The following is a 21,925-nucleotide window of genomic DNA, read 5'->3' on the forward strand; positions in this document are numbered from 1 at the left end:
GCGACGCGCCATTTGGGCCCCGGCGCAAAGCCACGGAATCGAGCCTCGCGGGCGCTCTACCGCGCCTGCGCCCACCGGCCGCGGCGGGCGCGGCCGGGTGCGACCGGGTGGGAACCTCCAGCGGGCGCGGGGTAACGCACGCAATGCAGGAGACGACGACGATGCCGCAGACCACGTCCACACCGCGTCGCGCTTTGCTCGTCCTCGCCGCGGGCCTCGCACTGCCGACCGCCTCGGCGTGCTCGATCGACATGAACAACCAGCCGCTCGGGGTGAACAACGGCGCGGGCAGCATCGGCGACGATGGGGCCGGCGACGGTGGCGACGGTGGCGATGGTGACGGCACCGCCTCGGCCGAGCCCGCGGTGCGCGTGCAGCTGCGTCGGCTGACCCGCGATCAGTACGCGCGCTCGGTGCAGCTGCTGCTGGGCGCCGACACGCCGGTGCCCGATGGCTTGCCGCCCGACGCCCAGGATCATCACTTCACGACCGTGGGCACCGGCCCGCTGCCGGTGTCGTCGTTCGACGTCGAGCAGTACGAGACCGCGGCCGGCACCCTCGCCGATGCGATCATCGACGACGAGGCGCGTCGCACGGCGTTGGTGGGCTGCGACCCCGCCGCCGGCACCTGTCTCGACGACTTCGTCGACGCGTTCGGTCGCCGCGCATTCCGTCGCACGCTCAGCGACGCGGAGTCGGAGCGCTACCACGCGCTCGCACAGGGCACCGCGTCGCGCTTCGACGATCCGTGGCAGGGCGTGCACGCGGTCATCGGCTCGATGCTCGCCTCGCCGAACTTCTTGTACATCGCGGACATCGGCGAGCCCGATCCCGACGAGCCCGCGCGACGTCGCTACACCAGCGTCGAGATGGCCTCGCGGCTGTCGTTCTTCCTGTGGGGCCACGGGCCCGACGACGCGCTGCTCGATCTGGCCGAGCAGGGCGGCCTGGTCGAGCCCGACGCGATCGCCGAGGCTGCGCGCGACATGCTCGCGGCGCCCGCGGCCCGCGAGGGCATGGGCCGCTTCTTCGCCGAGTGGCTCTCGACCGAGGCCATGGCCGCGCAGACCAAGGACCCCGCGGTGTTCCCGACCGCCGACGCGACCGTGTTCGCGTCGATGGCGAGCGAGATCCAGCACATGGTCGATCACGTGGTGTTCGAGCAGGACGCGTCGCTGCTGTCGCTGCTCGACACCCGCACCGCGTTCGTCGACGAGACCTTGGCCGGCATCTACGGCATGGACGCGCCGGCTGGTGGCATGACCGCAGTCGAGCGCAGCGACGACGATCCCCGCATCGGCATGCTCGGCACCGCCGCGGTGCTGTCGTTGACCAGCCGACGGGCCCGCACGGCGCCGACGCTGCGGGGCATCTACGTGCAGCAGCGCTGGCGCTGCGTCGAGCTGCCGCCGCCGCCGCCCGATGTCGACGTCGAGCTGCCCGACAATCCCGCCGACGAAGCGACGCCCGCAACCATGCGCGAGCTGCTCGAGGAGCACGACACCAACCCGGCGTGCGCGACCTGCCACGCGGTGGTCGATCCGCTGGGGCTCGCGCTCGAGCACTTCGACGCGCTCGGACGCTGGCGCGACCAAGATCTCGGGCTGCCGATCGACGACGCCGGCAAGCTCGGCGAGGCCGAGTTCCACGGCCTGCAGGAGTTGGTCGCGATCCTGCGCGAGGACCCCGAGGTCGAGACCTGCATGGTGCGGCACCTGTATCGCTTCAGCACCGGCCACGTCGAGCAGGCCGACATCGACGAGCCCGCGATCGTGGCGCTGGCCGACGACTTCGCCGCCGCCGATGGCCGCCTGTCGGAGTTCCTGCCCGCGCTGGTCAGCAGCACCGCGTTCCGGACCTTTGCCGAGGTCGAGTGAGGAGGCCCGTCATGCCGTGTAGCCCCATCCACACCAAGACCGCACGCGAGCTCGGCCGTCGTCGCTTCCTGCGGGGCACCGTCGCCGGCCTCGGCTGCGCGGTGGGCCTGCCACTCTTCGAGGCGATGCTCCATCGCAACGGCCACGCGTTCGCATCGGGCGAGCCGCTGCCGCTGCGGGTCGGCAGCTGGATGTTCGGCAACGGCGCACCGCCCGAGGAGTGGACGCCCGCCGCAACCGGCCCCGACTGGGCGCCCAAGGGCTGCCTGCTGCCGCTGGGCGACGCGACCATCAAGCCCTACGTCAGCGTCATCAGCGGTACCGATCTCGGGGTCGGCTTCGGCGATCACATCATGTCGCGCGCGGTCGCCTTCAGCGGCGCGACCAACGGTGCACCCACCGGTGCACAGGCCGACGCGGCCAGCACGATGCTCAGCGTCGATCAGGTCGCCGCCGATCTCCTGGGGGCCACGACCGCGTTCCGCTCGGTCGAGCTCGGGGTCTCGAAGGCCAGCGTGATGGGGGCTGGCACCGACGAGTTCTCGTGCTCGATGCGCGACGGCCAGCTGTTGCCGGCCGAGTTCTCGCCGCTCAACCTCTTCAACCGCCTCTTTGCCGGCTTCCAGCCCGACACCCGAATCCTCGACACGCGGCTCGGTGTCATCGATGCCGTGCGCGCCGACGCGCAGGAGCTGCAGGCGAAGCTCGGCAGCGCCGATCGCCAGCGACTCGACGCGCACCTACAGGGGCTGTCGGAGCTCGAGACGCGCCTGCTCAGCGAGCCACCGACGTGCAACCCACCCACCGCGCCCGGCGATCCGCAGGACGAGGGCGCCCAGGAGCCGCTCTCGACGCGATCGCAGCTGATGCTCGACGTGCTGGCGCAGGCGCTCGCTTGCGATCTCGTGCGCGTGTTCTCGCTGCGCTTCAACCAGGCCATCTCGGACACCGTGTTCTGGGAGATCGGCAACGTCGAGGGCCTGCACACCATCACGCACGACCCCAGCAAGCGCGCCAACTACACCAGCGCGGTCGCGTTCACGATGGAGCAGTTCGCGTACCTGCTGACGCAGCTCGCGACCATCCCCGAGGGCGAGGGCATGCTGCTCGATCGCTGCGCGATCTACTGCTCGAGCGACCTGGCGGACGGGCAGCAACACACGGTGTCGGACTACCCGGTGCTGGTCGCGGGTCGAGCGGGCGGCGCGCTCGCCAGCGGCAACCACGTCGCCGCGACCGGCAAGCGCACCTCGGCGGTGGCGTTGACGCTGCTGCAGGCGGTCGGCGACCAGCTCGGCACGCCGGTCACGAGCTTCGGCGACGCGAGCTACGGCGCCACCGAGCCGATCAGCGAAATGCTGGTGTGACGCGCGCACGCGCTCGCAGGGCGCGGGGCCAGACATGCTGGTAGTCTCGCCCCAAACATGGCGCACCCCTGGCACGACCTGCCCAACAATCCCGATACCGCCGACGAGATCGTGAACGTGGTGATCGAGATCCCGCGGGGCTCGAAGGTCAAGTACGAGCTCGACAAGCCCACCGGCCTGCTGCGTGTGGATCGCATCCTCTACAGCTCGGTGATGTATCCGGCCAACTACGGCTTCCTGCCCCGCTCCTACTGCGGCGACGGGGATCCGCTCGACATCCTCGTGCTCGGCGCCGAGCCGGTGGTACCGCTGGCGATGATGCAGGCGCGCCCGATCGGCGTGATGCACATGGAGGACGAGGGCCAGGACGACGACAAGATCATCGGCGTGCACGTGCACGATCCCGCGTTCGCCGAGATCACCGACATCTCGCAGCTGCCCAAGCACACCTTCGCGGAGATCCGTCGCTTCTTCGAGGACTACAAGGCGCTCGAGAACAAGCGCGTCAAGGTCGAGGAGTTCTCCGACGCGGTGCGGGCGGTCGAGGTGGTGCGGGAGGCGCTGGCGCTCTACCGCAAGGAAGAGAACCAGCTGCGCGGCTGGAGGTAGTGATGCTGCACAAGCCCGACCTGTCCCGCTTCGATCCTTCGTCGGCCGGCGACCCGGACGCGAGCGTGTTCGGCGTGCCGTGCACGCAGGACGAGGCCAGCTTGGTGCTCTTGCCGGTGCCGTGGGAGGCCACGACGAGCTACGGTCGCGGCACCGCCCGCGGCCCCGCGACGATCCGCGACGCGAGCCCGCAGCTCGATCTGTTCGACGTCGAGCTGGCCGAGCTCGGCCTCGGACAGCCGTGGATGTTCGGGCTGCACATGCTCGAGGAGTCGTCGCTGGTGCGGGCGTGGAACGAGCGCGCGTGCGCCCGGGCGCTGCCGATCATCGCCGCCGGCGGGGTCATCGGCGACGACGCCGAGCTGCAGAGCGCGCTCGCCGATGTCAACAACCTCTCGCGCGAGCTCGATCGCTGGGTCGAGCACGAGGTCGAGCAGCTGCTCGCCGCTGGCAAGCTGGTCGGCGTGGTCGGTGGCGACCACAGCGTCGCGCTGGGTTCGATCGCGGCCCATGCCGCGCGATACCCCGGCATGGGTGTGCTGCACATCGACGCCCACGCCGATCTGCGCGAGGCCTACGAGGGCTTCGAGCGCTCGCACGCCAGCGTGCTGCGCAATGCGGTCGACCGCGTGGAGTCGCTCGGCACGCTGGTGCAGGTCGGCATCCGCGATCTGAGCGCCGAGGAGTTCGCGCTGGCGCGCTCGCACCCCAAGATCGAGACGTTCTTCGATCACGCGCTGCGACGCGAGCTCGCCGACGGCGTACCGTGGTCGGTGCTGTGCGGCCGCATGGTCGCGGCACTCCCCGAGCAGGTCTACGTCACGTTCGACATCGACGGGCTCGACCCCGCGCTGTGTCCGAGCACGGGCACACCGGTGCCGGGCGGGCTGTCGTTCAGCGAGGCGTGCACCCTGCTGGCCACGCTGGTCCGCGCCGGCAAGACCATCGTCGGCTTCGATCTCGTCGAGGTCGCACCGGGCTCGCGCGCGGGCGACCAGTGGGACGGCAACGTCGGTGCGCGTCTGCTCTACAAGCTGTGCGGGGTCATGCTCGCCAGCCACGGCGGCAGCGACTGATCGGCGTCACGGCGGCAGCGAGGCCAACCACGCCTCGAGTGCGGCCAGCCGGTCTGCGCGCTGCGGGCCGATCTCGCGGTACAACACCCGCGCCTCGGCGGCGAGCTTGCGCGCACGGGTGACGTCGTCCGGCGCGACCAGCTGCGCGAGCTCGAAGCGCAGGTCGCCGCGATGGTCGATCTCGTCGGCCTCGGTCTGCAGCGTGTAGGCCTGCTCCAACAGTGCGCGCGCACCCGCTCGGTCACCGCGCGCGAGCGCGACGCGACCGAGGCCGGCGATTGCGTACGCGCGTCGATGATCGCTCGCGCCACCGAGCCGCTCGAACAACGCCATCGACTGCTCGTAGCTGCGCCGTGCGCCATCGAGGTCGCCGGCCGCCCGTAGTGCGTCGCCGAGCAGGTCCTGCGCGAACCCGACGTCCTCGTGGGCTGCGCCGAGTCGGGCCGACTTGATCGTTATGCAGCGCTGGAACATGGCGATCGCGCGCTCGGTCTCGCCGGTGCGGAGGTACGCGCTGCCGAGGTTGATGAGCACCGCGGCCGTCGCGGTGCTCTCGGGGCCCGACGACGTCTCTGCGATGTGCAGCGCGCTCCCCAGCGCGACGATGGCCTCACGGTCCCGTCCGAGCCCGGCGTACGTCAGCCCCGCGCCGTTGTCGGTCGCCGCGACGTTGGTGTGCAACGGCCCCAGTGCGTGCACGAAGACCTCGCGGGCCTGCTGCCACTCCACCAGCGCCTCCTCGTCGCGGTGCTGCATGTGCCGCAGGCGTGCCTTGCTCGACAGCAACACGCCGACGTTGGGGTGCTCGGGGCCGAGCTGGGCCTCGACCACGCGTTGCGCCCGCTGCAGCGCGACGTCGGCGTCATCGAGCCGCCCCTCTTCGATCAAGACCGTCACCGTTGCGTTCAGGATCGGCACGACGTTGGGATCATTCTCCTTGCCCATCTCGGTCGCGAGCTCGAGCGCCCGCTGCAAGGTCGAGAGCGCCTCGGTCGAGCGCCCCTGCGAGTTCAATGCCTGCCCGAGGTTCGACAGGTACTGCAACCGGAGGCGACCGTGCTCCTGCATGCGATCGAGCACTGCGGCGGCACGGCGCGCATAGACCTCGGCGACGTCGAAGCGATCGCGACGGGCCTCGACCTGCAGCAGCACCGCGCTGGCCTCGGCGACCGCGGGCTCGTGCCCACTGCGCTCGGCGATGTCGATCGCGTCGATCAGGAACTCGGCCGCGAGATTGCGATCGGAGAGGTTGTTCTCGAAGGTGCCCCGCAGGATCAACACCTCGGAGATCACCGGCGGGTACTCCGTCGCACGCGCGCGTGCGACCGCCTCGTCGAGGCGCTCGCGCAGCCCCGTGATCTTGCCGGCCGAGGCGAACACACGGATGGCCTCGACCTCGCCGCGGATCGCCTCGACCTCGCGGGCGATGTCCGGGTCGTCGGGCGGCGCGACCCCGGCCATGAGGCCCTCGGCGTCGGCACACGGGGCCAGCTCGAGCAGGCCGTGGGCGGCCTCGACGGCGCGCTGCATGGTATCGGCGCCGCCCTCTGACAGCGTCTGCGTGAGCGCCTCGACCCGCCGGATTCGCCGATCGAGGCAGGCCATGCGCCGCGTCATCAGCTCATCGGACTGCGTGCCCTGGATGCGCGTGGCCTCGCACGCCTCCTTGCGCATCGCGGTGAGCTCGGTGGTGTAGCGCTCCAGCGTAGCCTCGACGTTGGCCCAGCTCGCGTCGGTGTACGACTTCTGCTCGGCGTCGAACGCCTTGGCGATCGCGGTACGGACATCGTCGTCCCAGATCCCGCGCAGGATCTCGTCGGCGTCGTCGCAGACGGCGCCGCCGGCCGCCGTCAGCGAGTGCGTCACGCCGATGCCGACCCCGAGCGCACCCACCACCGCCGCCGCGATCGCGAGGCGTCGCAGCCGACGCGTGCGATCGCGCGAGAGCTCCGACAGCAGCTCATGCATGCTGGCGAAGCGGTCCTCGGGGCGCCGCGCGAGGCCGCGCCGCATCAGCGCCCGCAGCCACCCCGGCACGCGCCCGGGATGGCTCGGCTCGACGATGCGACCGGTCGTCACGTTGGTCGCGATCTCGTGCAGCGATCGTCCGGTGAACGGGCGCTGGCGATGCACCGCCTCCCACAGCGCCACGCAGAACGCGTAGATGTCGGCGCGGTGATCGATGGCGCGACCGAGGTGCTGCTCGGGCGCCATGTACATCGGCGTGCCCATCACGATGCCGGGCATCGTCAGCTGCATCTCGAGGCTGCTGGCCGGGGCCCAGTTCGACTCGCTGGTGTCGCCACCTTCGATGGTGGCGTCGTGGTTGCTGCGCGGCCCTGCGAGCGCACGTGCGAGCCCGAAGTCGAGCACGCGCGGCCGAGCATCGCGACCGACCATGATGTTGTCGGGCTTGAGATCGCGGTGGATGATGCCCGCGGCATGGGCGGCCTCGATGCCACGGCCCGCGGCGATGAACACCGCGACGATCTCCCGCCAGCTGCGCTCGCGCTGCGCGAGCCACTCGGTGAGCGTCCAGCCCTCGATGAACTCCATCGCGAGGTACACGCCGTCGGCGATCGTGCCGACGTCGTAGAGCGCCGCCACGTTGGGATGGGACAGCTGGGCCATCGACTGCGCCTCGCGCTGCAGTCGAATCCGCGCGCTCGCATCGGCCGCGCCATCGATGCCGCGAACCACCTTGATGGCGACCCGCCGATCGAGCTCAGGATCGTACGCAGCATAGACGACGCCCATGCCGCCCATGCCGATGCGATCGAGCACCACGAACCGACCGACCGGAGTTCCGCGGGGCAGCTCGCCATCGAGCAGCTCGGCCGCACGCTCGGCCCGCGCGGCCGTGCCACCGCCGTGGGAGAGCATGGTCTCGTCGCCCTCGAACCCCGGTCGCAGTGTCAGATCGGCATCGACACCGATGGGATCGGGGTTGGCCGCGGGGCTGGCCTGGGTGGCCGGCGATGGCGAGGAGTCGGGCATCCGCTGCGGTCGTCGCCGCAGTGTACGATGAAACGCCCTTCGCGCCGTTACGGCTTACCGAGGCGTTTCTGGCCATCGGCGCCGATGGGCGCCTGCGCCGGCGCATCGGCGGTACCGGGCGAGCGCGTGTCCTTGGTGGGATTGGCGGCGTCGAAGCGCGTCCAGTCGGGTCCGTCGCTCGTGGCCGCGCCGTTGAGCGCGAAGTTGTAGCGCGCGATCTTCTTGTAGTACTCGGCGAGCTCCGCGAGGTACTGCTTCTCCGGCTTGGGCTGCTTGGTCTTCGCGTCGCCGCGGGGCGGGAATGCAAACAACACCACGCCGACGCCGTGCTGGCGCATGTGCCAGCAGACCGCCTCCATCTCGGTGCCGGCATCGACGATGCCGTCGAGGTTCTGGAACTTGTTGCCGTTCTCGTCGACCTTGCCGGCGTTGGCGGGGTTGTTGTGGAAGCCCGGGGCGTTCTTGAAGCCCATCTGGAACACCGCCGCGCGCGTCGCCGGCTTGTTGCCGTTGTGGATACCCTTGCCGACCGCGTAGTCGAGGATCTCGCCGTGCCAACGGTCGCGGGTGGCCGCGGTGGTCGGCGGATTGGCCGAGAACGTGTCGTAGCACATCGGTCGCACCACGAGGTTGGGCAGGCCCGCGCTCATCTCGTAGGGGTGGTTGAGCACGAAGCCCTCGGCCTTGCCGCCGCCGGGGGCCTCGGGGCACGGCAGCACCGTCTGCGTCGGGCTCGACAGCGGACCGGCGGCGACCGACACGAAGCGCCCACCGCTGCCGTCGCCCTTGACCAGCTCGGTCGCGACCGCGCGATACAGCCGCGTGAGCTTGTCGCGCAGCGAGACGTCGGAGACGCTCTCGTTGTCGAAGCCCAAGCCATCGAAGCGCTGCGTCGGCGTGCGTGGCCCCTTGGTGGTGGGCTCGTCGAGCTTCGCGACCATCTCCTTGGCGAAGGCATCGATCTGATCGTTGCTCGCGGTCTTCAAGAACGACTCGAACCGCTGCGTCCGCGGGCCCTTCTTGACGCCGCTGCCGGTGAGCTGGAAGCCGGCCAAGCACTGCACGCCGAACTTGTGGCAGGCCGCAGCCTCGCGCGCGCCGCGGTCGGCCGTCATCATGATCTCGTAGCCGATGCGATTGGTGGTCTCGTCGTTGGCGATCGTGAAGATGAGGGTGAGGTCGTCGACGATGCCGGCCGCGCCCGCCACCACCTTCTCGTCGAGATCGGTGGCGCCGACCCAGATCGACAGCCGGATCCGCTGTGTCGGCACCACGCTGCTCATGCTCGTCCTCCGGTGAGTTCGGCGTCGTGCGCCGCGACCAGCTCGGCCATCGTCGCGCCATCGTTCACACCCGTGACCGGCAGGCCGTGATCGCGCTGGAACGCCGCGATCGTCGGCGCGAGCTCCTCGGCGAGATCGTAGCCGAGGTTGTGCAGGCGCTTGCGCGTGCGGGCGTCGTCATCGCCGACGTCGTAGTCGAGGTAGATGCGGCGCGTGTACGGGAACCGGCCCAGCCACGCGACGTCGTCGGGCGCGCCCCATCGCAGGGTCACGCGGCTGGGCGCGAGCACGTCGACCTCCACGAGCCGGCCGTCGGCGTCGGTGTCGCCCTCGCGGATGTCGTGGGCGCCGGCCTCGAGCTGGTAGCGCACGTTCGCCAGCGGCGCGCGATCGCTGCCGTGCAATCGCAGCCGCAGCGTCGTGCGCAGCAGCTCGCACGGCGATCGCCGCGCCATCGCGTCGTAGAAGCGGCACGCGAAGGTGTCCTTGTGGGTCGCGTACTCGCGGCGCGTCGCGCCGGGGGTGCGCCGCAGCTCGCCGTCGGGCCAGAACTGCGCCCGACACTCGGCGTCGCCCTCCCGCGCCCGCGGGCAGGGCCAGCGCGCGGGATCGATGCTCGAGCCCGGCGGGAACAGCAGCACCAACACGCGACGATTGGGCAGATTGGCCTCGTTGCGCGCGGTCTTGTCGGGTGACTGCGCGAAGCTCTGCTCCTCGCTGGCCGACAGCACCCGCAGCGGATTGAACTCGCTGCAGCCCTGCACATCGCCCTTGCCGCCCTCGTCGGTGCCGCGGCCGAGGAAGTCGGTGCGCTCGAGGCGGAAGGGCGCCTGCGTGTCGTCGGTGACCACCGCATCCATGTAGCGCTCGAACAACGCGCGGCGGGTGATCGGCCCCGCGGCGCCATCGACCGCGAGCCCCTCGGCGGACTGGAACGATGCAACGCTGCCGTGACCGAGCGCGCCGAGCATCTGCGGCACCGCCTGCGTGCGCCAGTCGTCGCCGCCATGCGGCTGCGCGTAGAGCTGCTCCCAGATCGCGGTGTCGCGCACGAGCATCGCGTAGATCGACAGCGCGCGGCGTCCCGCGAGCACCTTGTTGTAGCCGTCGTCACCGACCGGATCGGCGTGGCCGAACACCGACGCGGGCGGCTGCCCCGTACGCCGCCACAACGCGGCGAAGCGGGCGAAGTCGGGCTTGGCGGCCGGCGACACGAACGACGAATCGAACGCGAAGCGGACGTCATCGAGCCGCCAGCACGCCATCGGCAGCAACGGATCGCGCAGGGTGTTGCGCGCGGCGGCCTCGGTGGTCGCGACCGCCAGCGGCAGCCGACGCGGCGGTCGCCAGCTGCCCGCGACCGAGCCGTGATCGTCCGGGTCGCTCACGTGCCGAACGCCGCCTCCAACGCCTCGCGCGCGGCGTCGTCGAGGCGGCCGTCGATCGGCAGGCCGAGGTCGGCCTGCAGCAGTGCGATCGCGAAGGCGAGCTCGTCGGGATCGCCGTCGACGAGCTCGCCCGCGAGGTAGCCGAGCGCGGCCAGCCGCATGCGCAGGCCGCTGGGGGTATCGATCGGATCGAGGCCGCCGACCACGAGTTCGCGCTCGGTCTCGCCGTAGGTCAGCAACACGCGCTCGGTCTGTGCCCGCACCGGGATCTCGACCACGCCGTCGTCGTCGGTGTGCAGCGTGTGCCGCTCGCCCTCGACGTCGGCCTCGACCGCCTCGCCGACCCGCGGCTCGCCGTGCAGATCGAGCAGGCGCAGGCGCAGCGTCAGCGGCGGGGCATGCAGCCGAAAGCCGTGGCGACGCCCGGCCGGCACCTCGAACGCGGTCGGCTCCGCATCGGGCACGACGATCTCGTCGCCCTCGCACAGCACGTGCGGGTTGCCCCGCTTCGAGCGCAGCGCCGCGTTGTCATCGTGCGCCCACAGCCGCTCGGGATCGCGGATGCCACAGCGCGCGGCGATCTTCGCGAGGTGATCACTGGGTCCGACGACGACGATGCGCGACATCCCTGCCCCCAGCGACTCTACCAGCCCGTCGGCGACACCGTGGGGCCGAGCCCGGGCTCACGCGGCCTCGACGTCCTCGCGGGCGCAATCTGGGAACCGCACCACGCACTGCCCCGCACGCACGCCATCGACGCGCGCGAAGCCATCGGCGTCGAGCTGGCCCGTGATCACGCGGCCATCGGGCAGCTCGACCTCGTAGGCCTCGAAGGGCACCGGCCGGTCGGCGCCGTCGACGAGCACGATCTCGAGCCAGGTCAGCGCCTCCGAGGCGGTCTGTGGCACGGCCAGCAGCCGCAGCGGCACCGCGGTCTCCTCGCGCGTCGCCGGCACCACACGCGGGCCGACGCCGGCCGCGTGCGACTCGGGCACGAGCAGCAGCAGCACGGTGCCGCGGCGGAGGCGATCGAGGGTCTCGTCGTAGGGATGGCACTCGCCGTGGGTCTGCCACCAGCGCACTGCCGCCTCGGGCTCGAGCGCCGCGCGGCGCTCCACGACGCCGGCCGCCATCGCCTCCCACAGCTGCGCGCGCCCGAACGCCCACGACGCCGCACGCATGCCCGGAGCCTCGCTGTACCAGTGCATCACGCCAACGTCCCGAACCGTCGGAGGCGCGGGCCGTGCCGGTGTGACGCGGCCCGGGCGAAATCCCGCAGAACCTCGCCGCAGCACCCGTGCGCGCCCGATCCGCGGCGGCTTCCCTGCGCGGGAATCGACGCCTTCGGTCGCCGGCGCTACAGCCGTGGACGCATGATCGTGTGGCTCGCCGCGGCGCTGGGATTGTTCGTCCTGCAGACCTTGGTGCCGAACTCGCTGCGCTACTTCGGCGGCGACGGCCCGCTCGGCGCTTCGCTGCGTGCCGCACTCGGGCCCCGCGACGCGACGCCGCGGGCCTCGGTGCTGGCCGACCGCGCCGCGCGGGCGCTCGCGAACCTGCACGAGGCGATGGTCGTGTTCGTGCCGCTCGCGCTCGTCGCCCATGCGCAGCACGCCGACGATGCCAAGCTCGGTGCAGCGATCTTCGTGCTCGCCCGCGTGGCCTACGTGCCGGCGTACCTGAGCGGTGTGCCCGGCGTGCGATCGACCGCGTGGGTGGTGTCGTGGGTGGGCCTGGCGATGATGATCGCGGCGCTGTCGTGGGGGTAGTCGCTCGTCCCCTGGACTATCCGGCGCGAACCGGCGGATAGGCGTTGCAGCTCGGCGCGCCGACCAGCTGCCCGAGCGCGGCGGTCAGCTTGCCGATGCGACGGGCGTCGCGCTTGTCGCTGAGGTGCACGACGACACCCGAGACGATCGCGCCGCGCACGTGCACGTCGACGACCTCGGGATAGATGCCTTCGAGCTCGAACGCGTCGACCTTCGCCGCGAGGTCGGCCCGCTTCGCGCCGTCGGCAAGCGGGATCCAGGCCGTGCTGCACGCGTCGGTGAACGGGCGCGGCTCGGCCCACTCGAGCACGGCCCGCGCGGCGGTCGTGGCGTCCGGGATCACGAAGGGCTCACCCGCGGGTGCGCCGGTGTGCAGCAACTGTACGGGCTCGCCCCAACCCCCGGTCGCGACCCAGATGTCGTCCGGGGCGATCGCCACCACACCCGACGGTGGTGCCGACACCGGCAGCTCCTCGAGCACGCCGCCACGGACCCGGAACAACACCGCACGCGACGCATCCTTGCCGATGTTCACCGAACACACGAAGTAGGCCGATCCATCGCGATCGATCGACAGCGACGACGGGGCCGAGTCGCACTCGGTCGGGACCTCGCTCCACGCCGTACCGTCGAAGCGGGCGACGTATCCCGTCGACGCGGCGTCGGGCGCCGTCGCGGCGACGCCGACCAGCCACGCGCGATCGGGCGCCGACATCTTCACCCGGGTCTCCGCACTCGGCATGACCCCGCGACCGGGCAGTGTCAGCTCGCGATCGACGGTCGCGTCGTGGTGCAGGACGACGGTGCGATCTCCCTCGGCGATCGCTGCGACGATCTCACCGCTCGCCTGCGACGCGAACGCCTGGACATCGCGCATACCGAAGGCGGGTGCCTTGGGCGTGCCGCGGAGCACCACGAGGCGCTTCTGCTTGGCGATCGCCGCCGCGCTGGCGGCCACCTCGGCCGCCGGTGGCCCGGACTCCTCGTCGCCGGGGTGCGCGTAGCGGGGCTCGAAGCTGTACAACGCCAACAACGAGCCCTCCGTCCAGCGCCCGAGCGCGCGGGGGAATCGATCGAACAGCCGATCGCTCCCCGCGATGCGCGACCACACTCCGTTGCTGCGCCGGTAGACCGCCGGCGTCTCGTTGCCACCGCGTCCGCCGGATTGCGGCCGCAGCACCAAGATCGCGCCGTCGGGCCACCCCCCGCCGAGCAGCTCGGTCTGCCACCAGCTGTAGCCGGACTCGACCGACTCGAGGATGATGTCGCGCTCGTCGATGCCGCGCGCCCAGTCGGCGGCGTGCTCGATCGATCCGTCGGCGCGCAGGCGCATCAGCGCGGCGCCGGTGGCCGCGAAGGCCTGGGCCCCGTCGAGCTCGAACAGCCGCACCTCGGCCGCGTTGTTGCCCTCGCCGCGTGCGCCCGCCACCACGAACGTGGGCGCGTCGGCGGGCACCTTCGCGTGACTGTAGGACTGGGGCACCGCGGCGGGCTCGACCGGATTCGCATCTGCGACCGGCTTCGCATCCGCGACCGGCTTCGCATCCGCGACCGGCTTCGCATCCGCGACCGGCTTCGCATCCGCGACCGGCTTCGCATCCGCGACCGGCTTCGCATCCGCGACCGGCTCAGCGATGGCCTTCGCGGGAGCGTCGGGCGCCGCCGCATCGCAGGCGATCGCGACGAGCACCAACGCCGAGGAACACACACGTGCACGGAGCATGGAACTGATGCTAGCGCTGTGGAGATGCGACTCGCGACGCAAAGTGTGAGACCTCGGCTCCTGGGAACAAGCGCCGCGCGGGCTCGGTAGCCGACCGCCGCTCGAGTGGACGCATGAAAGCCGTCACCCACGATCGCTACGGTTCACCCGACATCCTGCGCCTCGAAGACCTCCCGACGCCGGTCCCGGCCCCGAACGAGGTGCTGGTGCGGGTCGCTGCTACGTCGGTGAACTCGTGGGACTGGGATCTGCTGACCGGCACACCGTATGCGTTCCGACTCGCGCACGGTCTGCTGCGACCGCGTCACCGCGTGCTCGGGGCCGACGTCGCCGGTCGCGTGGAGGCAGTCGGCGAGCGCGTGACCCGGTTCGCCCCCGGCGACGAGGTCTTCGGCGACCTCTCGGCGCACCGCTGGGGTGGCTTCGCCGAGTTCGCGTGCGCCCCTGAGACCGCGTGGGCGCGCAGGCCGGCGTCGATGCGCGTCGAGCAGGCCGCCGCGCTCCCGCAGGCCGGCTGCATGGCGCTGCAGGGGCTCTGTGAGGACGGCGGCCTCCAGCCCGGCCACGCCGTCATGATCAACGGCGGCGGCGGCGGTGTGGGGACCTTCGCGATCCAGATCGCGCGGGCGGTGGGCGCCGAGGTGACCGGTGTCGATCGCACCGACAAGCTCGAGACCATGCGGGTGCTCGGGGCCGATCGCGTGCTCGACTACACCCGCGAGGACTTCGCGCGCGAGGCGAGCCGATACGATCTCATCCTCGACGTCACGGCGCATCGCTCGATGTTCGCGTACGCACGGGCGCTCCGGCGCGGTGGCACCTACGTGATGCTCGGCGGCGCACCCGGACGGATCCTGCAGCTCGTCGCCGTGGGACCTTGGATCTCGTGGCGACAGCGCAAGCGCATGCGCCTGTCGATCATGAAGCCGAACCACGGCCTCGACGCACTCGTCGAGCGGTTCGCAGCCGGCACGCTGACCCCGAGCATCGATCGCGTCTACGCGCTGGAGGAGGTCCCCGAGGCGTTCCGGCACTTCCATCGCGGCGTACACGGTAAGCTCGTGGTCCGCGTGGGCTGACGACGTGTCGGGCCGACGCATCGGAGCGACCCCTCCCATCAAGCATGGTGGCGAGTCACCAGGGCTCGACCAGTCGCAAGCTCGATCCGCACGATCGCGATCTCGTCCCCACCGCTTCCGCGATGAGACGGCGATCTCACGATCCTGCGCGTTGCCCCCGGGCGCGGGTGCGCCCTTCCTCGGGACGGACTGCCGTCTGGCGCAGCTGCTGGATCTCCTCCATGCGCGGGCGATCCGGCTGCATCACCGCCGCCAGGTCCATCAACGCGTTGCCGATGGCGCCGCTCAGCAGCCCGATGCGCGCGGCGTGGCGGGCACCCACGCCGAAGCGGCGCGAGGCCCAGCGCAGCATCCAGCACAGCATTGCGAACGCCGTCAGCACCACGACGACGGTGGCGAGCCCCGGCGGCAGCGGTGGCGGTGGTGGGGGCGGTGGCCCTTCGATCGTGGGTCCATGGCCGTCGAAGAGCGGTCTCACCCACTCGAGCACGAGCCCCAACATCGCGGACAACGTAAGTGCCCGATGCCCGGATCTGACCACGCGCCCGTGACAATCGAACCCACAGGCGTGGTGCAGCAGCCGGCCAGCGGGTCCGGTAGAGTCCCGCCGTGGTCGCACGCGCTTCGACTCCGCCCGCGTTCGGTCGCCTGCTCGCGCTGTGGCGCAGCCGACGTGGCGCGACGCAGCTGCAGCTCGCGAGCACCGCGGGCACGACCCCCCGCCACCTCTCGTTCCTCGAGACCGGTCGCTCACGCCCGGGCCGTGAGCTGGTGCTGCGCCTCGCGGCCGCGCTCGACATCCCGCTGCGCGATCGCAACGCCATGCTGGTGGCAGCGGGCCTCGCCCCCGAGTACCCCAGTCTCGGGCTCGACGACGATCGCTCCGCTTCGCCGCTCACCGCCGTGCTGCAGCGCGTGCTCGCGTCGCACGAGCCCTATCCCGCGTGGATCTACGGCACGGGTCTGCGGATCCTCGGCGCCAATCGGGCCGCCGCGCGGCTGTTCCCCGATCTCGCGCAGATGGACCCGACCGCAATCATCGACCTGTGGTTCCGCCCCGGGCCGCTGCGCGCGATGATCGAGAACTGGCCCGAGGTCTCGACCGCCCTGCTCGACACGCTGCGTCGCGAGGTCCGACAGACCGCAGATCCGCGCTCGACCAAGCTCCTGCGCCGCGCGGAGACGCTGGCGCAGCGGGCCTCGCTCGCGCCCACGCCACCGGCGGCCGACATGCCCTTCGCGTGCCCACGGCTGCGCATCGGCGATCGCCGAGTCCGCACCATCGGCGCGGTGCTGCGCTTCGACACCGCCGTCGAGGTCACGGCCTCCGAGCTCCGCGTCGAGCTGATGTTCCCCGCCGACGAGGCCAGCGCCGCCTTCTTCCGCGACGCCGCAGCGGCTGGCTGAACGCGGGCGCGATGCACGAGCGGTGCGCGAGCTCCTTGGCCTGCGCGGCGCAGCGTGCCTGCGCGCGGGCGACCCCGGGTGAACGAGCTCATCTCCGCCCGGCAACCGCCGGCGGGGGCCGCTGTCGCGACGCAATGGTGGTGTCACAACTCGAGAAGCCCGGTCTCACCCCCGCCATGACACCGCGCAGTTCCATTCGCGCTACGAGCTTGGGGCTCGCAGTCCTCGGCCTCGCCGGCAACGCCCGCGCCGAGTACACCGTCCACGCCACCGGCCGCCTGGTGTATCGCGATGCGGAGGGCAACAGCGGGCCGCTGCGCCCCAACCCGCGCGTGCGGGTGCAGCTGATGGACCAAGACATCGACTTCGACGAGGTCATGGCGGTCGGCAAGACCAACGCCGACGGTCGCTTCGACCTCACCGGCAAGGCCGAAGACTCGTGGACCGTCTGCGACGGCTGCGACAAGCCGGACCCCTACATCAAGTTCATCCTGTGGGAGAACGACCGCGTCGACATCCACAACCTGTGGGGCTTCACGCACTTCGGGCTCACCGCGGCGCGCGAGGATCGGGCCGGCACCATCGACTTCGGTCAGTGGCGCTTCGAGAGCGACGAAGCGCTCTATCCGCGGCTCTTCGCCTACGCGCAGCGCCAGTACGCGAACTTCACCGCGTTGAGCGGCGACGCGAAGATCCCCCGCAACGACGGCATGGTCGACGTGCTGGTGCCCGAGGTGTTGGAGGGCGGCGTCCCGTACACCGGCATCGATGCAATCCACTGGCCCGGCGACTACTTCGACACCACCGCAGTCTTCCACGAGTTCGGCCACCGCATCCGCCACGCGCAAGACGGCGGAGAGCCGCACTTCATCGGCGATCTGATGCTATTCCAGTACGCCCGTACCCACGGCATGTACATCGACGGCAAGCCGTACCGCTCGAATCTCGGCTTCGCATTCAACGAGGGCTGGGCGATCTATCACTCCACGTTCCTCGACGAGAACGACAAGAAGCGCGTCGAGAACTGGGATCCGATCCAGGGCAGCGGAAAATTCGAGTACGAGGGCGAGGTGGCCTCTCGCCTGTTGCGGCTATCGAAGGCATGCGGCGGCTTCGATGCGCTGTGGTCGGCGCTGAAGTCGGGCACCGGCAAGGACATCGACGGTGGGCCACCGGCGGCCCAGAGCGGCATCCACTCGTGGCCTCAGTTCGAGACCTGGTTCATGAAGAAGAACCCCAGCTGCCACATGATCTGGAATCCGGCCCCCGACGCGTTGCACCGGATCCCCAAGACCCTCGAGCACGTGATTGGTGTCGACGCGCAGCGCCACACCATCGGCAACCAGCTCGATGGTTTCGACGCCAGCCCGCTCAAGGTCACGGTGAAGTGGGACGCCGCGCGAATTGCCAAGCTACCCGCAGCGATCCGTGCGCCGATGACTCGCATCACCGAGAAGCGCAAGCAGGCCTTCATCGCCCACGAGGCCCACGTGCGCTCGGTGCTCCGCACGCACGCAGAGAAGTTCGTACCCGCGACCGCGAAGTCGATCGCCGATGGTTCGCGCGACAAGCAACTCGCTGCGGCGCGCGCCAGCATCATCAAGGCGATCGGCGAGCCGCGGATGAAGCAGCTGGCGACACTCAAGGCGGCACTGCTCGAGGAGAAGCGTGCGAATCGCGACCGTCGGTTCGGCGCCTACGCCGACCGCCTGATCGCGAAGTACTCCGAGCACGAAGACGCGATCCGCGAGGCCATGGCGACGCCGGGAGCTCGGATCCCCGACGCGCTGATCCCCCGAACGCTCGGTTCGACGATGGTCCAGGGCGACTGAGTTGCGGATGAACGCGAAGCGTTCACCCGCGACGAAGGCAAGGAGCGAAGCGATGAGGGATGGGGAGGACTCCGGCGGGCTCGGCCCGACGGAGGGGAAGGGCGGGCCGCCCTTCCCCATTGCTTGGTAGGCGTGGGCTGAGCGGGCGCGGCCGGGTGACCGCACCCGGCCGCGACGCGCCCGTACGTGACGGACGCCTCGCGATGTGGGTGGCTGAACCGAACCGCGCGTCACTGCGGTCGCATGATCGTCGCGAACCGCAGGGAGCCCTGGCCGTTGGCGTCGATCGCCGTGCCGTCCGCACACGTGACCGCGTCGGGCGCGATGCAGTAGCGCACGTACCACGACTGCACCCACGCTCGTGCCTCGAACCCCGCCGCGACCGGGGGCCCGCTCGCGCTGAACTCGTGGGCCAGGCCGATCGGTGCGTCGCTGACATCGTGGAGCGTCGTGATCGGATCGAGCGACACGTCGTCGAACGGTGAGCCCGCGATCGAGAGCAGCACCCCGTGGTAGCACGAGTTGCTGCCACACGGCCCCGTCACCCGCACCGTCGCCGCGCCGCCACCCGCCCACGCGATCGGCTCGCCCGGCACGAACGTGCCGACCGCGGGATCGAGGATGTTGCCGACCTGCCCCGAGTGATCGCCGTCGATCACATAGCCCGGCATCGGCGGCTCCGCCTGGGTCGCGCAGTAAGGCACCCACGTCTTCACGCCCGCCTGCTCGATGCGGGTCATCCACGCCCACGTGCCGTAGTTGTCGCCATCGGCGGCGTCGATCGTGCCGGTGATCATGCACGTGTCCGGATCCACCGCGAGCCCGGGCGCGATGATGCCGTTGCCGCTGCCCGGCGGCACCGAGCACGACAGCGGCGAGCCATCGCCACCGACCACCAGCGCGCTCGGATCGTCGCCCGGCTCGAGGCAGGGCTTGCCGAGCGCATCGAGGTCGATCGAGATCGCCGGCCCCACCGCGATCGTGCATGTCGCCGTCGCGATCGCACCCTCCTCGCTCGCGGTGACCTCGACGTCGTAGCTCCCCGCTTCCGCGGGCGTGCCGTAGATCGTTCCGCCGATCTGCGCCGACACCAGCCCGGCCGGTAACCCTTCGGCCGACCACAGTGCCGAGCCGTGGTCACCGCTCAAGCTCGGCGTGAACGAGAACGTCGCCCCCACCGCCGCCGGCGGCACCTCGCCGCACTCGACCACCAACATCGCCGGCGCCGCGGAGCTCGAGCTGTCGGCGACCGCCGTGCTCGACGACGCGCCGCCCTCGCTGCTGCTGCTGCTGCTGCCTTCGCTGCTCGTACCCGTCGGCGCCGTCGTGAAGCTACCGCCCACGCCGTCGGCTTCGCCGCACCCCAAGGACCACGCCGACACGCCGATCAGGATCGGGCGACAAGGCAAGCGCATGTTCCCACGCTAACACGAAGGCGCGCGCGAAAACGTCAGCCCTCGGGGTCGAGCACGACGTCGTTGATCGGCTGCACGTTCATCCCGCCGGGGTAACCGTACGAAACGTTCTGCGTGTTCGGTGTCGTCAGCGGCGTGCCCCAGCCCCACACCCACAGCCCGAAGCGGCCCGCGCTCGTCATCTCGTGGCGACCGTTGTCGCAGCCATCGACCGACATGAAGTTGCCGGTCGAGAGATCCACACGCGTCCACTCGTAGTTGCCCACGCTCTCCCAGCCGTCGAGCACACCCAAGCAATCGAGATCGACGTCGGCGAAGCTGCCGTTCACCGCCCTTCGCACCACCACCAGGTTCGTCTCGGGATACGTCGGGTCGGTGAAGAACACGAAGCGCGGCATGTACTGCTCCGGCGGGACCCCGAGCACGAAGTCCGAGTCGCCGTAGCCGCTGATGCTGGGCTGCCACTGCGAGCCACTCATCAGCTCGAGCAGCACGAAGGGGTGGTCGGCGTCCTGGCTCTCGACCACGAACGGATCGGCGCTGATGAAATCGACCGCCTCCCCGCGCTGCACACTCATCGGCGATCCGGCGATGTTCGTGCTCCACGTCAGATCGGTGCCGTCGACGACCCCGACCACGCGCCACAGCGCGGGCTCGTCCACGCGCGGGCGGTGCATCACCCCCACATACTCGTGCCCGAGCGAGCGCACCGGCGGGATCATCTGCTCGGCGTGGTCGGAGTACGGGGTCCCGACCGGCACCTGCATGCCAGTGTGGCCGCCCATCAGCCCCACCGGCTGGTCGGTCTGCACGATCGAGCCGGTGAGCTCGGCGCTCTGCGTCAGCTGCAGGTGCTGGCCGCGATCGAGCAGCACGTCGACACTCACGCCCGCCGGCGTCGCGGGCACGCCCGTGCCGCCGACGATCGCCGCAGTCGGCTCGATCGTCACGGTGGTGCCATCGACCTGCGCCACGATGTTCGCCGTCGGCACGCCGATGCTGGCCGCCTGCGGGTTCACGACCACGTAGTTGGTGTCCCAGGCACTGGTCGGCAACAACAGCGACGCGCCGGTGACCGCCGCACTGCCGCCGCCATAGGGATTCATCTGGTAGGCCACCACCGGTACATCGGTGGTGATGCGGAACGCGTCGCCGATGCCGGTGCCGGTCACAGCGACGCCGCTCGGCACCGCCGACGCCACCGGGCACGCTGGCCCCGCGCCCTGCGGACCGCTGAGGAACAGGATCGCGACCTCGCCCGGCGCGAGCCCGACGGCACCGTCGTACGCGTCATAGGTGAGTCCGGGCCCGGTGCCGTTGGGGATGCGCGCGAAGTCATCGACCGTCAGCGCCGTGCCCTGGTAGCTCACCTCGATCGTCGCCGGCGTGTTCCAGGTGTTGGCGACGAACGCGACGAAGCAGCGATTGCCGGGACCATCCCAGTGCTGCATGAAGGTGGCGTAGTACTCGCAGCCGATCGACTGGCGGTTGTTGGCGGCCGCCGTGCACGCATCGATGCACGTGCCGGTCGCCAGGTCGCAGCCCTGCGTGCCGACGCAGCCGGTCACGGGCGCGCCGTCGCAGGTGAGCACCTCGTGGAAGTCGGCCGAGCAGGTGAGGCAGTCGGGTGGCGGCAGATCGGGCTCGACCGCGAAGTCGAACTTCACGCCGCCGCCGCTGCTGCCGCTGCTGCCGCTGCCATCGACCCCGGTGCCGATCGTCTCGCCGGTGGCGACGCCGGTGGTGCCGTGCGTGCCGCTGTCTTCGCTGCCCGCGCTCGCGCCCGTGCTCGCACCGGTCGCCGCCGTCGTCGCGGCCCCGGTGTCGCCGCCACACGCCGCGAGCATCGCCAAAGCACCGGCCCATCGCGCCCGCGCCGTCGTCGTGGTCTGCATCGAGATCATCGCCCCCACGCCAGAGATTCGCCGAGTCGGGCCGCGGGCGTCCATGCATGCGGCTGTACGGATGACCACCGCGCGCGACCGCGCGGCGCGCCGTGGGTCCCTTGCGGCCGCCGACACTGCCGCGAACAGGGTTCCCGCGGCTGCTTGCGCGCGAGCGAGGGGCCCGCGGGCCGCGACGCTGCACCCGACCCCGGTGCGC

Annotated in this window: 17 protein-coding genes; 8 read left to right on the forward strand and 9 right to left on the reverse strand. The window is 71.0% G+C overall.

Annotated features, from left to right (window positions below; all coding sequences use genetic code 11):
- Positions 1–161 precede the first annotated feature (161 nt).
- From IPH07_23250 to IPH07_23265, 4 genes are read left to right on the forward strand one after another with little or no spacing between them, the layout of a single operon-like run.
- Positions 162–1,877 (forward strand): DUF1592 domain-containing protein, encoded by a 1,716-nt coding sequence (locus IPH07_23250; protein ID MBK6920336.1) that lies wholly within the window; start codon positions 162–164, stop codon positions 1,875–1,877.
- An 11-nt stretch (positions 1,878–1,888) separates the two neighbouring features.
- Positions 1,889–3,244, forward strand: coding sequence for a DUF1552 domain-containing protein (locus IPH07_23255; protein ID MBK6920337.1), 1,356 nt, complete (start codon positions 1,889–1,891; stop codon positions 3,242–3,244).
- Positions 3,245–3,301: 57 nt separating this feature from the next.
- Positions 3,302–3,853: an inorganic diphosphatase gene (locus tag IPH07_23260; GenBank protein ID MBK6920338.1), complete on the forward strand. Its 552-nt coding sequence runs from the start codon at positions 3,302–3,304 to the stop codon at positions 3,851–3,853.
- A 2-nt stretch (positions 3,854–3,855) separates the two neighbouring features.
- A complete protein-coding gene (locus tag IPH07_23265; protein MBK6920339.1) occupies positions 3,856–4,929 on the forward strand; it encodes an agmatinase family protein in 1,074 nt (357 codons plus the stop codon).
- Positions 4,930–4,935: 6 nt separating this feature from the next.
- On the opposite strand, the gene IPH07_23270 is transcribed toward IPH07_23265, so the two are convergent.
- From IPH07_23270 to IPH07_23290, 5 genes are read right to left on the reverse strand one after another with little or no spacing between them, the layout of a single operon-like run.
- A complete protein-coding gene (locus IPH07_23270; GenBank protein MBK6920340.1) occupies positions 4,936–7,926 on the reverse strand; it encodes a tetratricopeptide repeat protein in 2,991 nt (996 codons plus the stop codon).
- 47 nt (positions 7,927–7,973) lie between these two features.
- Complete coding sequence (locus IPH07_23275; GenBank protein MBK6920341.1) at positions 7,974–9,209, reverse strand: hypothetical protein; 1,236 nt, start codon at positions 9,207–9,209, stop codon at positions 7,974–7,976.
- Positions 9,206–10,597 carry a peptidoglycan-binding protein gene (locus IPH07_23280; GenBank protein MBK6920342.1) on the reverse strand — a complete coding sequence of 464 codons (1,392 nt, stop codon included), beginning with the start codon at positions 10,595–10,597 and terminating at the stop codon, positions 9,206–9,208. The genes IPH07_23275 and IPH07_23280 overlap by 4 nt, the downstream gene beginning before the upstream one ends.
- Positions 10,594–11,223 carry a peptidoglycan-binding protein gene (locus tag IPH07_23285; protein ID MBK6920343.1) on the reverse strand — a complete coding sequence of 210 codons (630 nt, stop codon included), beginning with the start codon at positions 11,221–11,223 and terminating at the stop codon, positions 10,594–10,596. The genes IPH07_23280 and IPH07_23285 overlap by 4 nt, the downstream gene beginning before the upstream one ends.
- A 57-nt stretch (positions 11,224–11,280) precedes the next feature.
- Entirely contained in the window at positions 11,281–11,805 is a 525-nt protein-coding gene (locus IPH07_23290) for a hypothetical protein (protein MBK6920344.1), read from the reverse strand.
- A 165-nt stretch (positions 11,806–11,970) separates the two neighbouring features.
- Here IPH07_23290 and IPH07_23295 point away from each other — a divergent pair, with 165 nt between their 5' ends.
- Positions 11,971–12,366, forward strand: coding sequence for an MAPEG family protein (locus IPH07_23295; GenBank protein ID MBK6920345.1), 396 nt, complete (start codon positions 11,971–11,973; stop codon positions 12,364–12,366).
- Between the two features lie 16 nt (positions 12,367–12,382).
- Here IPH07_23295 and IPH07_23300 read toward each other — a convergent pair whose 3' ends face one another.
- On the reverse strand, positions 12,383–14,089 hold the full coding sequence (locus IPH07_23300; protein MBK6920346.1) for a hypothetical protein: 1,707 nt from the start codon (positions 14,087–14,089) through the stop codon (positions 12,383–12,385).
- A gap of 113 nt (positions 14,090–14,202) precedes the next feature.
- Between IPH07_23300 and IPH07_23305 the strand changes: the two genes are divergently transcribed.
- Positions 14,203–15,168, forward strand: a complete 966-nt coding sequence (locus IPH07_23305) for an NAD(P)-dependent alcohol dehydrogenase (protein MBK6920347.1) — start codon at positions 14,203–14,205, stop codon at positions 15,166–15,168.
- 136 nt (positions 15,169–15,304) lie between these two features.
- On the opposite strand, the gene IPH07_23310 is transcribed toward IPH07_23305, so the two are convergent.
- Positions 15,305–15,670, reverse strand: coding sequence for a hypothetical protein (locus tag IPH07_23310; protein ID MBK6920348.1), 366 nt, complete (start codon positions 15,668–15,670; stop codon positions 15,305–15,307).
- A 107-nt stretch (positions 15,671–15,777) separates the two neighbouring features.
- On the opposite strand from IPH07_23310, the gene IPH07_23315 reads away from it, so the two are divergent.
- On the forward strand, positions 15,778–16,575 hold the full coding sequence (locus IPH07_23315; protein ID MBK6920349.1) for a helix-turn-helix transcriptional regulator: 798 nt from the start codon (positions 15,778–15,780) through the stop codon (positions 16,573–16,575).
- Between the two features lie 209 nt (positions 16,576–16,784).
- Positions 16,785–18,407: a hypothetical protein gene (locus IPH07_23320; GenBank protein MBK6920350.1), complete on the forward strand. Its 1,623-nt coding sequence runs from the start codon at positions 16,785–16,787 to the stop codon at positions 18,405–18,407.
- Positions 18,408–18,637: 230 nt separating this feature from the next.
- On the opposite strand, the gene IPH07_23325 is transcribed toward IPH07_23320, so the two are convergent.
- Both IPH07_23325 and IPH07_23330 read right to left on the reverse strand, forming a co-directional pair.
- Complete coding sequence (locus IPH07_23325; GenBank protein ID MBK6920351.1) at positions 18,638–19,822, reverse strand: putative Ig domain-containing protein; 1,185 nt, start codon at positions 19,820–19,822, stop codon at positions 18,638–18,640.
- Positions 19,823–19,857: 35 nt separating this feature from the next.
- On the reverse strand, positions 19,858–21,717 hold the full coding sequence (locus IPH07_23330) for an IgGFc-binding protein (GenBank protein MBK6920352.1): 1,860 nt from the start codon (positions 21,715–21,717) through the stop codon (positions 19,858–19,860).
- Positions 21,718–21,925: the final 208 nt, after the last annotated feature.

Source organism: Deltaproteobacteria bacterium (assembly GCA_016709225.1).
Classification (GTDB): domain Bacteria; phylum Myxococcota_A; class Polyangia; order Nannocystales; family Nannocystaceae; genus Xiheibacterium; species Xiheibacterium phototrophicum.